Genomic DNA, 12,980 nt, shown 5'->3' on the forward strand with positions numbered 1-12,980 from the left:
AAGGTAACGATATGTCTGAAGAAACAATTGATTATGGACAAGTGACAGGAATGGTGCATTCGACAGAAAGCTTTGGGTCAGTAGATGGGCCTGGTATTCGCTTTATTGTCTTTTTGCAGGGCTGTCACATGCGTTGCCAGTATTGCCACAACCCTGACACTTGGGCTATGGAGTCCAATAAGTCACGTGAACGGACGGTAGATGATGTCTTGACTGAAGCCTTGCGTTACCGCGGTTTCTGGGGGAATAAGGGTGGGATTACAGTCAGTGGAGGAGAAGCCCTCTTGCAGATTGATTTCCTGATTGCTCTCTTTACCAAGGCCAAAGAACACGGAATCCACTGTACCTTGGATACCTGTGCCCTTCCATTCCGTAATAAACCACGTTACCTTGAAAAGTTTGACAAACTCATGGCTGTCACTGACTTGGTTCTCTTGGATATCAAGGAAATCAACGAAGAACAGCACAAGATTGTCACTAGCCAAACCAATAAAAATATCTTGGCTTGTGCCCAGTATCTATCAGATATTGGAAAACCTGTCTGGATTCGCCACGTGCTAGTTCCAGGATTGACAGACAGAGATGATGACTTGATTGAACTTGGGAAGTTCGTCAAGACCCTCAAAAATGTTGATAAGTTTGAAATTCTGCCTTATCACACTATGGGTGAGTTCAAATGGCGTGAATTGGGAATTCCTTATTCCCTCGAAGGGGTTAAACCACCGACAGCAGACCGCGTCAAGAACGCTAAAAAACTCATGGATACCGAAAGTTACCAAGACTATATGAAACGTGTACATGGATAAAAAGAAGCCTGATGGAAACATCGGGCTTTTAAGTTTACACAAATCTAGATAGTTAAATGAAACAAAATTTTAAATCTTTTTTACTCTCTAAATTCTGAAAAAAATCCGAAAATGAATGTGTAAGATATAGTTACTTTTAGAAATATTAAATAGAATAGGAGAACATCTATGGAACAAAGTATTGCCATTAAAAATTTATGTAAGTCATATGGACAAACTCAAATTTTAAAAGATATTTCTTTTGAAGCAAAAGCAGGTAGAGTGACTGCTTTCCTGGGTCCAAATGGAGCTGGAAAAAGTTCAACCTTACGTATTTTATTAGGATTAGACAAAGCAACATCTGGTCTTACCAAAATTGGAGATCAAACTTATAAGGAATTAAAATTTCCTCTAAAGACTGTAGGAGCTTCATTTGACAGTGTAGGTGCTCCTGATGATCGGACTGTTTATCAACATTTGAAAATTGTTGCTGCTAGTAATGGGATATCCAGTCAGCGAATTGAGCAAGTCTTGGATATGGTGGATATTAGTCATAAGAAAAAATCTAAAATTGGGAAATTATCATTAGGAGAAGGACAACGCTTGGGAATTGCAACAGCTCTATTAGGAAATCCTCAGTACCTGATATTGGATGAACCGACTAATGGGTTGGATCCAAGAGGAATTCGGTGGTTTAGAGAGTTTATAAAAAAACAAGCTCAAGAAGGGAAAACAGTCTTGCTATCATCTCATATATTATCGGAAGTGGAAGCAGTAACAGATGATGTAGTTATCATAAATAAAGGAAAAGTTCTTATAAAAGGGACTTTACAAGAAGTGATGAAAAATCTTTCTTCACTAGAAGAAGTCTTCTTTAGTTTGACAGAAGGAGGGAAGTGATATGGCACTTATTTTCTCTCTTCATTCTGAAATATTGAAATTACTTTATAAGAGAGCTACTCATGTTGTACTATTCTTGATACTGGTATTTCAAACATTTTTAGCAAATATTGGTGCTTCTCAAATTGTTTCAGTTGGTATCCATGCTACACCAGAGACAAATCCAGAATTAGCAGAAGCTATACCTCCTATTGAATTTTTAGGTTTTGATGTCACTTTATTTGGTGTTTTTATTATGATTATCCTAGGCTCAATTTACGGAGCCGAGGAGTATAAAGGCTCTGCTATTCGTACAAGCCTCCTCTCTATTACAAATCGAAGTTCTTTCCTAGTTTCAAAAACATTAGTTTGGATTGTATTTTCTTTTTTCATTTCCTTTCTATCAATATTCCTTACGATTAACATGACACATTATGTTTTAGGACAAGATGGCTTATTGCTTTTTTCACTAAATGGGAGAGTTTGGTTCTATATATTTTTAGCCAGTATAGCTTGGACTTTGTTGGGACTGCTGGCCTATATTATGGCTTTGACATTTAAAACAGCCATTGTTCCTCTATTATTTTTGCTTCCTCAAGTCTACAATTTAGGAACATTCTTAGCAAACTATATATCGGCTGCAAAATTTCTTCCAGTTGCATTGGGGCAAGGATTGATTGCTACATCTCCTCAAATTTTAGAACATAATAGTTTACAACATATTTTATTTTTACTTTGTTGGAACTTCTCATTCTTGGCTTTAGCAATTTACCGCTTACTCAAGTCAGATATTGGAGGAGGTGAATAAGTTGAAAGAACAACTTAAAAGTGAGTATCTCAAGTTTATTATGAATCCTTGGCACTGGTTGATTATAGGTGCTCTATTACTGTGTATTCCGGCGATGGTTGTTTTTTTAAATAGTAAGCCAGACCAGTTGACTCTACAGTTTGTTTTGGAACAGCTACTGCAAAGTCTCTATTTAGGACAGGCAGGTTTCGTTAGTCTAGCGGTTCTATTTATAGGTCAAGAATTTACAGGTTCTAGCCTTCGTACCAGTTTTCTTACATGTCCAAATCGTTTGAAATTTATAATCTGTAAACTAGCTATTGTATTATGTGTGGAAATTGTATTATTGGTCGCTGTAATATCATTATGTATACTAATCGCCCAAGGATACTACAATATCAATCTTTTGAGTAATATTAAACATGTTCTGACAATCCTATTTCCAGCATGTATTTCTATTCTAACCTTCTCTCTTTTAAGTGGTATTTTTGTATTTATTTCCCAGTCTTTTATCTTAATTTTGGGAATCAGTTTATCCCTTTTATTGGGGTTGGGACAAATGTTACTACAATTCAGTTCTTTTTTTAGAAATTTACCATTACTAGCTAGTATGAATTGTTTTTATACCCATCCCTTGTCGCTTTATTATCCAGTGTGGCAAGGCTTAGGGATACAAATAGTTTGGTTATTAATTGTTTTTCTATTTGCTACACTGATACTTATAGGAAGAAATGTACGCTAGAGACAGGGGATATCCTGTCTTTTTCTCGGTTAGTGCTATAATATAGTTAGGAGGGTGAGTTATGGCTTATAAAATTTTGGTGGTAGATGATGATCTCGCTATTCTTCGTCTAATAAAAAAAGTACTAGAATATGAAAAATATGAAGTAGTCATACGAAATAAGATAGAAGAGATTGATCTTTGTGATTTTACAGGCTTTGACTTGATTCTATTAGATATTATGATGCCTGTTAGTGGTTTAGAGATCTGTCAGATGATTCGCGAACAGATAACTGTTCCTATCTGTTTTATAACTGCTAAGGATATGGATGAAGATTTAGTAGCTGGAATTAATGCAGGTGCTGATGATTATATTATGAAGCCCTTTAGTATGCAAGAATTGTTAGCACGTGTTAAAATGCACTTACGTCGTGAAGAACGGATTAAAGGAAATGTTCATCAAATAAAGATTGGGAAGCTTATACTATATACGGATAGTAAGGAACTATTTGTAAACGATGATAAGATTGCTCTGACAAGGAGGGAATTTGACATAGTGAATCTTTTGGCAAGCAACCCAAGTAAAATATATTCTATTGAGGAAATTTATAATTATCTATATCCACAAAGTTCAGAAGCGCTCTTACGTTCGGTTTCAGAGTACATTTATCAAATTCGTCAAAAGTTGAAACCTTATCAATTAAATCCAATTAAAACCTTATACGGTGGAGGATATCAATGGGTAGAATCAAAAGTTTTAGACAATTAATTCGAGAAACCTGTTGGAGAATTATTTGGCAGTTTAGTCTTGGCTTACTAATGGCCTATCTTATTCCCTTAGCTTCAGTATCTATACAAATAAATGAAGATGGGAAAACTTTAAACAATAGTGGTGTTCTATCAATCTTTTTTAATGTGTCATCATGGATATATCTTTGTGTTTTATTGATTGTTCTAATAAGTTATCACATTGGAAAATTGTTGAAAAAACTGAGTTATGAAATGACTTTGATTTATGAAAATAGTATGTGGTTGAAGAAGGAATGTACAGAAAGTTTAACGGTTAAAGAATTTCGCGAGACAGGAAATCGGATTATTGTGATGCAAGATAGAATTCGACAATTAATAGTTAATGAGAAACAGCAGAAGGAAGATTTGATGTTTCAGGTTTCAGCAGCTTCTCATGATTTAAAAACTCCCTTAACCATTATTAGGGGAAATGTGGAATTTTTGCAGACGATAACTGAAAACGACCAATCTCAAGAATGCTTAGCAGATATAGAAAGAGCTAGTCAACAGTTACTAGATTATTTCAATCAATTGATTCACTATTCTAAAACCTATTATGATGATGAGACAGGTTGGACGGAGTATTCCTCTTCAGATTTTATCAATGAATTAGAGAAAGAAGTCTCTTTTTTGATAAAAAATCAGATGAAGTTTTCTTTTGAACAAAATGTGAAAGGAACTGAAAACTATTATATAAATCAATCTCTTCTGATTCGTGCCATACAAAATATTTTAACAAATGCTTTGGAATACGCTGATAAACAGAATCCTAAAATTAAAATTAGAGTAGAGCAAGAGGGGAAGGAATTGAAAATAGGTATATGGAATAATGGTTCGGAATTTCCAGAGGAAGTTTTAACTAATTTTGGAAAGCTCTTTTATCGTATGGATAAAGCTAGATCGTATAAAGAGCAACATTATGGTATTGGACTAAGTTTTGTATGTAGAGTTGCAAAACTACACAAAGGCCGAGTTGAGCTTAGAAATAGAGACGAGGGAGCAGAAGTTTTAATAACTGTGAATTGTATTAAATCATAGTGATTTACTTGTTAATTTATGATTGAATAGTTTTTATATGTGAGCTTTTAAACTATTTAACTTTTTCGACTAGTATAAGATGTAACGGTAGATAATAAAAACGAATGATGATATCTAGTTGATGAAAACTATTTATCATTCATTCGTTTTTTAATTATTGGATAATTTACGTAGCTTTATCTCGAACGTTGTTTTCCAGCGTTGCGATTTTTGTGTTTTTTCTTGCTTGTGATAGCAGTTGGTTGTTCAGGGGTAACGTCTTTTCGTCCACTTGGTGTAGAGAAAGCACGTGCTTTTGGTGGGTTCTTGGCTAGTTCTTCACGGACTTTTTTGCGAAGTTTTGGACGGACGATATAGTTGACGATAAACTGTTGGAGAATCATCATGAAACCACCGACAACCCAGTAAAGTGTGACACTGGCTGGTGAAATGAGGGAGAAGACAACAATCGTGATTGGGCTCACGTAAGCCATTTTCTTGATTTGTTCTCTTTGCGTTTCATCTTCTACTCCGTGAAGTGAAAGGAGTGATTGAAGATAGTAAAGGACACCAGCGCAGGCAGCTAAAATCATACTTGGAGAGCCTAGAGGAATTCCTAGGTAACTTGCTTGAGCAACACCTTCAGTATGTTGGGCAGCAAAGTAAATTGCAGAGAAGAAAGGCATTTGAAGGAGGATAGGGAAACATCCTACACCACCAAACATGCTGATGCCGTGCTCTTTTTGAGCAGCAAAGAGAGCTTGTTGGGCTTCGAGTTTTTCTTCTTGAGTTGTTGCTTCCTTGAGACGTGTTTGGTGTGGCTCAAGGACGTGCTTGAGGGCGTTCATCTTTTCAGAGTGAAGCGTTGCCTTCCATGATTGGTAGATACCAAGTGGCAAGATAATCAAGCGAACGATAATAGTTACGATGATGATAGCGACACCGAAGCCTAGACCTTTATCAGTAGCGAAGTACTTGATAGCTTCTCCCATCGGAGCACCCAAGAAATCCCAAACGGGACCAATTGGCTTACCTGTTGCTTTATCAATCTGAACGCAACCAGTCAAGACTAGCAACATAGCCACTCCCATAGCTGAGAGTGCAAAACGTTTAATAGATTTCACTGTTTTTATTCCTTCTTTAAAAATTATACCTTTCTATTCTACTGTTTTTTTACAAAATATACAATAGTTCTAGAGACCTAATTTGCGATTTTAAAGTCAGGGTAGGGAGGAAAGTTGCTCAGTTGGACATCTAAGTAGCTGACTTTTGAAAAAGGTGTGGGTCCTTTGCGGATTTCTTGGATAAATTTTGCCATGATAGCAGATGAGTCTGCTTGGGCTAATATTTCCACTGTGCCATCGTCGTTATTCCATACCCGACCTGTGATGCCACCGATTTCAAGAGCCAGGCTGTAAACACCCCAACGAAAGCCGACTCCCTGTACCCTACCTTGGGCAATCATTCTAACCTTTTGCATACCAAACCCCTTTGATTGTGTTATAATATTTCTATGACTATTATAACCTCAAAAGCCAATTCTGTGGTAAAAAATGCCAAGAAATTACACCAAAAAAAATACCGCAAGTCTGCCTATTTGATTGAAGGCTGGCACTTGTTTGAAGAAGCTGTGCAAGCTGGGGTGACGATTGAGAAAATCTTTGCCCTAGAAAGTTACCGAGATCAGCTAGCTGCTTTTCCTCAAACTATCTGGGTTTCAGAGGAGATTTTGCGGGATTTGGCAGATACGCAAACTCCTCAAGGGATTATTGCAGTGATTCAAAAAGAGGAAGTGGGACTGCCTGATCTCCATCAGGGTAAGTTTCTATTTTTAGAAGATGTCCAAGATCCTGGCAATGTGGGTACCATGATTCGAACGGCGGATGCAGCAGGTTTTACTGGAGTGATTGTTTCAGATAAGTCGGCAGATATCTACAGTCTCAAGACCCTGCGTTCCATGCAAGGAAGTCATTTTCACTTGCCTATCTATCGTATGCCTCTTGCCACCTTTGTAGAGGAGGCAAAGAAGAGCAATTTGCCTATTCTGGCAACGACCTTATCGAGAGATTCAAAGGATTATCGTGAGCTTTCTCCCTTAGAAAACTTTGCTTTAGTTATGGGAAATGAAGGACAGGGGATTAGTCATATCATGGCTGAGAGTGCTGACCAGCTGATTCATATAGGCATGAAAGGTCGAGCGGAAAGTCTCAACGTGGCAGTTGCAGCAGGCATTTTGATGTTTTATTTCAGCTAATTTATAAAATCTTTGTTATAATCAAGACATATTTATAGAAAAAGGAGAATCAGAATGAATCAAACGATTATTCAAGAACGTTCAGGTCTCAATCAATTTTACGCTAAGGTTTACGCCTTTGTGGGACTTGGAATAGGTCTATCGGCTCTCGTGTCAGCTTTGATGTTGACAGTCTTTCAGTCCCAATTGGTCTACTTTTTAATGCATGGCCGTCTCTGGTTGATGATTGCAACTTTTGCAGAACTTGCTCTGGTCTTTGTTGCAAGTAGTATGGCTGCCAAAAATAGCCCAGCAGCTCTCCCAGTATTTTTAGTTTATTCTGTTTTAAATGGCTTTACGCTCAGCTTTGTCGTAGCCTTCTATACACCTGGGACCGTCTTATCAGCCTTTGTATCCAGTGCCCTTCTCTTCTTTATCATGGCGGCAATCGGAATTTTCACTAAGAAAGATTTGAGTGGAATGGGCCGAGCTTTGATGGCGGCGCTTGTTGGTCTCATCATTGCTATGGTTGTGAATCTATTTTTAGCCAATAGCTTCTTTGACTACATGATTAGTATTGCCATGGTCTTGGTTTTCTCAGGTTTGATTGCTTGGGACAACCAAAAAATTCGCTATGCCTATGAGCAATCACAAGGTCGTGTAGCGACAGGTTGGGTTGTGTCAATGGCTCTCAGTATCTATCTTGATTTTATCAATCTTTTCCTAAGTATTCTACGTATCTTTGGTCGCAATGACTAGAAGGTCCCTAACATCAGTGTTCGAAGGAGCACTGATTTTTTTATATTTGCTCTTTTCTTTTCTTGGAAATAGGTGTATAATGCTTTTAATTAATTTTTTGAGGAGTAGTTTATGAAGAAAAGTTTTATCCATCAACAAGAAGAAATTTCCTTTGTCAAAAACACTTTTACCCAGTATTTGAAAGATAAGTTAGAAGTTGTCGAAGTTCAAGGTCCTATCTTGAGCAGGGTCGGTGACGGGATGCAGGATAATTTATCAGGTGTGGAGAATGCCGTATCAGTCAAGGTTCTCCAAATCCCTGATGCTACTTATGAAGTGGTGCACTCCCTTGCTAAATGGAAACGCCATACCTTGGCTCGCTTTGGTTTCGGTGAGGGTGAGGGTCTCTTCGTCCACATGAAGGCCCTTCGTCCAGACGAAGATTCGCTGGATGCGACCCACTCTGTTTATGTTGACCAGTGGGACTGGGAGAAAGTTATCCCAAATGGTAAACGGAATATCGCTTATCTAAAAGAAACAGTTGAGAAGATTTACAAGGCTATTCGCCTTACTGAGCTAGCTGTTGAAGCCCGCTATGACATTGAATCAATCTTGCCAAAACAAATCACTTTTATCCACACAGAAGAGTTGGTAGAACGCTACCCAGATTTGACACCAAAAGAGCGTGAAAATGCTATCTGTAAAGAATTTGGAGCAGTCTTCTTGATTGGTATCGGTGGTGAATTGCCAGACGGTAAACCGCACGATGGACGTGCGCCAGACTACGATGACTGGACAAGTGAGTCTGAAAATGGTTACAAGGGTCTGAATGGAGATATTCTTGTCTGGAATGAGTCTTTAGGTGGAGCCTTTGAATTGTCCTCTATGGGGATTCGTGTTGATGAAGAAACGCTTCGCCGTCAGGTTGCCATTACAGGTGATGAAGACCGTTTAGAATTGGAATGGCACAAGGCTTTGTTGAATGGCCTATTCCCATTGACAATCGGTGGAGGAATTGGACAATCTCGGATGGCCATGTTCCTACTTCGCAAGAAACACATCGGAGAAGTGCAAACAAGTGTTTGGCCTCAAGAAGTCCGCGATACTTACGAAAATATTTTGTAGAGAATCGAACCGCAAGGTTCGGTTTTCTTTCTCTTTTTGCCCATAATTTGGTATAATAAACGGTATGAAAATCGTATCAGGAATCTATGGGGGGCGTCCCCTCAAGACACTAGAAGGAAAGACGACAAGACCCACTTCGGATAAGGTTAGGGGAGCTATTTTTAATATGATTGGTCCCTACTTTGAAGGGGGACGAGTCTTGGACCTTTATGCAGGTAGTGGTGGTTTATCTATCGAGGCAGTCTCGCGTGGCATGTCCAGCGCTGTTTTGGTGGAGCGAGACCGTAAGGCTCAGACCATCGTGGCTGAAAATATTCAGATGACCAAGGAAGTTGGAAAATTTCAACTCCTCAAGATGGATGCGGAACGAGCCTTGGAACAGATATCTGGGGAATTTGACCTCATTTTCTTAGACCCTCCTTATGCCAAGGAACAAATCGTAGCAGATATTGAAAAAATGGCTGAGAAAGAGCTTTTTTCTGAAGATGTCATGGTCGTGTGTGAGACAGATAAGGCCGTTGAACTTCCAGAAGAAATTGCCTGCCTGGGCATCTGGAAGGAAAAGATTTATGGAATTAGTAAGGTGACAGTCTATGTCAGATAAGATTGGCTTATTCACAGGCTCATTTGATCCGATGACAAACGGGCATCTGGATATCATTGAACGGGCTAGCAAACTCTTTGATAAGCTCTATGTGGGTATTTTTTTTAATCCTCACAAACAAGGATTTCTCCCTATCGAAAATCGTAAACGAGGGCTAGAAATGGCTTTGAAACATTTGGAAAATGTTGAAGTTGTGTCTTCTCATGATGAATTGGTGGTTGATGTTGCAAAAAGACTGGGGGCTACTTGTCTAGTGCGGGGGTTGAGGAATGCAGCGGATTTGCAATATGAAGCCAGTTTTGATTACTACAACCATCAGCTGTCTCCTAATATAGAGACCATTTATTTACATAGCCGACCTGAACATCTCTATATCAGTTCATCAGGTGTTAGAGAGCTTTTGAAGTTTGGTCAGGATATTGCCTGCTATGTTCCTGATAGTATTTTGGAGGAAATAAGAAATGAAAAAAAAGATTAGATGGCCCTTATATGTCATTGCGGCCTTAATTGTGACTTTCTTGGCATTTGTAGTGCCCTTGCCCTACTATATAGAAGTTCCAGGTGGTTCGGAAGATATTCGCCAAGTCCTTAAAGTCAATGACACAGAAGATAAGGAAGCTGGTGCCTATCAATTTGTTACGGTTGGTGTCCAGCACGCTACTTTAGCCCATATGATTTATGCGTGGTTGACGCCTTTTACAGATATTCGTAGTGCCCAAGAGACTACAGGTGGCTCTTCTGATGTTGAATTTATGCGGATTAATCAATTCTACATGCAAACATCGCAAAATATGGCCAAGTATCAAGGGCTAAAAACAGCTGGTAAGGATATTGAACTAAAATATCTTGGGGTTTATGTTTTGACTGTGACGGATAATTCGACCTTTAAAGGGATTCTCAACATCTCTGATACGGTCACAGCAGTCAATGATCAAACCTTTGACAGTTCCAAAGACTTGATTGATTACGTCAATTCTCAAAAACTAGGGGACTCAGTTAAAGTGACCTATGAAGAGGATGGGCAAACCAAGTCTGCAGAAGGAAAAATCATTACTCTAGAAAATGGCAAAAATGGAATTGGAATCGGTTTGATTGACCGTACGGAAGTGATCAGTGATGTCCCAATTCGCTTTTCAACAGCTGGTATCGGCGGACCAAGTGCTGGTCTCATGTTTAGTCTGGCCATCTATACCCAAATAGCTGACCCTGGCCTTCGTAATGGTCGTATCGTTGCTGGTACAGGAACCATTGACCGCGATGGGAATGTGGGGGATATTGGAGGTATTGATAAAAAAGTTGTAGCTTCGGCTAGAGAAGGTGCCGCGATTTTCTTTGCCCCTGATAACCCTGTTAGCGAAGAAGAACAAAAAGCACATCCTGATGCTAAAAACAACTACCAAACAGCCCTGGAAGCAGCTAAAACAATCAAGACAGATATGAAAATCGTGCCAGTTAAAACCCTACAAGATGCAATTGATTACTTGAAAAACAATCCCTAGTTTTTAAGTGAAGTTTCCAAACTAGCGCACAAACAGAGAAGATGGTATAATAGTCAAATGGTTCAATTATTATTCACTCTAAGCAGTCACATGCTCTTTATTTATGTGAGTTTTTACCTTTTAAAGGATCTTGTTAGATGGGAAAAGGTTTTAAAAGTGACAACTGAGAATACAGGAAAAGTTCGTTTACTAGTAGCTTTTTTCAGCATTGTAATGGGCTACATCATGAGTTCTTTCTTTATCAGCCTGTATCAGTTGTGGCAAGAAGCGCTTAGAGGATTATTATAAAATCAAATGTAAAGGAAATAAGTATGGAAAAAATTGTGGTTCAAGGTGGCGATAATCGTCTGGTAGGAAGTGTTACGATCGAAGGAGCAAAGAATGCAGTCTTGCCCTTGTTGGCAGCGACTATTCTAGCAAGTGAAGGAAAGACCGTCTTGCAGAATGTTCCTATCTTGTCAGATGTTTTCACTATGAATCAGGTGGTTCGTGGTTTGAATGCCAAGGTGGATTTTGATGAGGAGGCTCATCTTGTCGAGGTGGACGCGACTGGCGATATCACTGAGGAAGCTCCTTACAAGTATGTCAGCAAGATGCGTGCATCTATCGTTGTCTTGGGACCAATTCTTGCCCGTGTAGGTCATGCCAAGGTATCCATGCCAGGTGGTTGTACGATTGGTAGCCGTCCTATTGATCTTCATTTGAAAGGTCTAGAAGCTATGGGGGCTAAGATTAGTCAGACAGCTGGTTATATCGAAGCCAAGGCTGATCGCTTACATGGAGCTCATATTTACATGGACTTCCCAAGTGTTGGTGCTACGCAGAACTTGATGATGGCAGCAACCCTAGCTGATGGGGTGACAGTGATTGAAAATGCTGCGCGTGAGCCTGAGATTGTTGACCTGGCCATTCTCCTCAATGAAATGGGAGCTAAGGTTAAGGGTGCTGGTACAGAGACCATTACCATTACCGGTGTTGACAAACTTCATGGTACGACTCACAATGTAGTCCAAGACCGTATCGAAGCAGGAACCTTTATGGTAGCTGCTGCCATGACTGGTGGTGATGTCTTGATTAAAGACGCTGTTTGGGAGCACAACCGTCCCTTGATTGCCAAATTGCTTGAAATGGGAGTGGAAGTGACAGAGGAGACTGAAGGAATTCGAGTTCGCTCTCAACTAGAAAATTTAAAAGCTGTTCATGTGAAAACCTTGCCCCACCCAGGTTTTCCAACAGATATGCAGGCTCAATTTACAGCCTTGATGACCGTCGCAAAAGGGGAATCAACTATGGTGGAGACGGTATTCGAAAATCGTTTCCAACATCTAGAAGAAATGCGTCGCATGGGCTTGCACTCTGAGATTATCCGTGATACAGCTCGTATTGTTGGTGGTCAACCTTTGCAGGGGGCAGAAGTTCTTTCAACTGACCTTCGTGCCAGTGCTGCCTTAATTTTGACAGGTTTGGTAGCGCAAGGAGAAACCGTTGTTGGTAAATTGGTTCACTTGGATAGAGGTTATTACCGTTTCCATGAGAAGTTGGCGCAGCTAGGTGCTAAGATTCAGCGGATTGAGGCAAGTGATGAAGATGAATAAGAAATCAAGCTACGTAGTCAAGCGTTTACTTTTAGTCATCATAGTACTGATTTTAGGTGTTTTAGCCCTAGGAATTGGTTTAATGGTCGGTTATGGAATCTTGGGCAAGGGTCAAGATCCATGGGCTATCCTGTCTCCAGCAAAATGGCAGGAATTAATTCATAAATTTACAGGAAATTAGGCTGGAGAACCAGTCTTTTTCTAGAGA

The 12,980-nt window shown here is 39.4% G+C and carries 17 protein-coding genes; 15 read left to right on the forward strand and 2 right to left on the reverse strand.

Going from position 1 to position 12,980, the window contains the following annotated elements; translation table 11 throughout:
- Positions 1-11 precede the first annotated feature (11 nt).
- The 6 genes from pflA (at position 12) to B7700_RS04875 (ending at position 4,999) form a co-directional block, all read left to right on the forward strand.
- Positions 12-806, forward strand: a complete 795-nt coding sequence (gene pflA, locus B7700_RS04850; protein ID WP_001288286.1) for a pyruvate formate-lyase-activating protein — start codon at positions 12-14, stop codon at positions 804-806.
- Positions 807-974: 168 nt separating this feature from the next.
- Positions 975-1,685 carry an ABC transporter ATP-binding protein gene (locus B7700_RS04855; protein WP_084887467.1) on the forward strand — a complete coding sequence of 237 codons (711 nt, stop codon included), beginning with the start codon at positions 975-977 and terminating at the stop codon, positions 1,683-1,685.
- A 1-nt stretch (position 1,686) separates the two neighbouring features.
- Positions 1,687-2,472, forward strand: a complete 786-nt coding sequence (locus B7700_RS04860; protein ID WP_084887469.1) for an ABC transporter permease — start codon at positions 1,687-1,689, stop codon at positions 2,470-2,472.
- Between the two features lies 1 nt (position 2,473).
- The gene (locus B7700_RS04865; RefSeq protein ID WP_049516002.1) at positions 2,474-3,193 is read left to right on the forward strand and encodes a hypothetical protein; all 720 of its coding nucleotides are present in this window, start codon (positions 2,474-2,476) and stop codon (positions 3,191-3,193) included.
- Positions 3,194-3,254: 61 nt separating this feature from the next.
- Positions 3,255-3,941 carry a response regulator transcription factor gene (locus B7700_RS04870; protein WP_000323581.1) on the forward strand — a complete coding sequence of 229 codons (687 nt, stop codon included), beginning with the start codon at positions 3,255-3,257 and terminating at the stop codon, positions 3,939-3,941.
- Positions 3,911-4,999, forward strand: coding sequence for a sensor histidine kinase (locus tag B7700_RS04875; protein ID WP_084887471.1), 1,089 nt, complete (start codon positions 3,911-3,913; stop codon positions 4,997-4,999). The genes B7700_RS04870 and B7700_RS04875 overlap by 31 nt, the downstream gene beginning before the upstream one ends.
- 176 nt (positions 5,000-5,175) lie before the next feature.
- Here the strand turns inward: B7700_RS04875 and yidC are convergent, their stop codons facing one another.
- Positions 5,176-6,102: a membrane protein insertase YidC gene (gene yidC, locus B7700_RS04880; protein WP_078237942.1), complete on the reverse strand. Its 927-nt coding sequence runs from the start codon at positions 6,100-6,102 to the stop codon at positions 5,176-5,178.
- 77 nt (positions 6,103-6,179) lie between these two features.
- Positions 6,180-6,458 carry an acylphosphatase gene (locus tag B7700_RS04885; RefSeq protein WP_020903085.1) on the reverse strand — a complete coding sequence of 93 codons (279 nt, stop codon included), beginning with the start codon at positions 6,456-6,458 and terminating at the stop codon, positions 6,180-6,182.
- 33 nt (positions 6,459-6,491) lie between these two features.
- Here B7700_RS04885 and B7700_RS04890 point away from each other — a divergent pair, with 33 nt between their 5' ends.
- The 9 genes from B7700_RS04890 to B7700_RS04930 all read left to right on the forward strand — a co-directional run bounded on the left by B7700_RS04890 (position 6,492) and on the right by B7700_RS04930 (position 12,953).
- Complete coding sequence (locus tag B7700_RS04890; protein WP_084887473.1) at positions 6,492-7,232, forward strand: TrmH family RNA methyltransferase; 741 nt, start codon at positions 6,492-6,494, stop codon at positions 7,230-7,232.
- A gap of 54 nt (positions 7,233-7,286) precedes the next feature.
- Positions 7,287-7,970 (forward strand): Bax inhibitor-1/YccA family protein, encoded by a 684-nt coding sequence (locus tag B7700_RS04895; protein ID WP_084887475.1) that lies wholly within the window; start codon positions 7,287-7,289, stop codon positions 7,968-7,970.
- A 111-nt stretch (positions 7,971-8,081) separates the two neighbouring features.
- Complete coding sequence (asnA, locus tag B7700_RS04900; protein ID WP_000748003.1) at positions 8,082-9,074, forward strand: aspartate--ammonia ligase; 993 nt, start codon at positions 8,082-8,084, stop codon at positions 9,072-9,074.
- 64 nt (positions 9,075-9,138) lie between these two features.
- Positions 9,139-9,678 (forward strand): 16S rRNA (guanine(966)-N(2))-methyltransferase RsmD, encoded by a 540-nt coding sequence (gene rsmD, locus B7700_RS04905; protein ID WP_084887478.1) that lies wholly within the window; start codon positions 9,139-9,141, stop codon positions 9,676-9,678.
- Positions 9,668-10,156: a pantetheine-phosphate adenylyltransferase gene (gene coaD / locus B7700_RS04910; protein ID WP_084887480.1), complete on the forward strand. Its 489-nt coding sequence runs from the start codon at positions 9,668-9,670 to the stop codon at positions 10,154-10,156. The genes rsmD and coaD overlap by 11 nt, the downstream gene beginning before the upstream one ends.
- Entirely contained in the window at positions 10,140-11,177 is a 1,038-nt protein-coding gene (locus tag B7700_RS04915) for a SepM family pheromone-processing serine protease (RefSeq protein ID WP_045612766.1), read from the forward strand. Before coaD ends, B7700_RS04915 begins: the two co-directional genes overlap by 17 nt.
- A gap of 57 nt (positions 11,178-11,234) precedes the next feature.
- The gene (locus B7700_RS04920; RefSeq protein ID WP_000250396.1) at positions 11,235-11,465 is read left to right on the forward strand and encodes a DUF1146 family protein; all 231 of its coding nucleotides are present in this window, start codon (positions 11,235-11,237) and stop codon (positions 11,463-11,465) included.
- 23 nt (positions 11,466-11,488) lie between these two features.
- The gene (murA, locus tag B7700_RS04925; protein ID WP_084887482.1) at positions 11,489-12,772 is read left to right on the forward strand and encodes a UDP-N-acetylglucosamine 1-carboxyvinyltransferase; all 1,284 of its coding nucleotides are present in this window, start codon (positions 11,489-11,491) and stop codon (positions 12,770-12,772) included.
- Complete coding sequence (locus B7700_RS04930; RefSeq protein ID WP_025169706.1) at positions 12,765-12,953, forward strand: DNA-directed RNA polymerase subunit beta; 189 nt, start codon at positions 12,765-12,767, stop codon at positions 12,951-12,953. Before murA ends, B7700_RS04930 begins: the two co-directional genes overlap by 8 nt.
- Positions 12,954-12,980 lie beyond the last annotated feature (27 nt).

The organism is Streptococcus mitis (genome assembly GCF_002096755.1).
In the GTDB taxonomy this organism is placed as follows: Bacteria; Bacillota; Bacilli; order Lactobacillales; family Streptococcaceae; genus Streptococcus; species Streptococcus mitis_AC.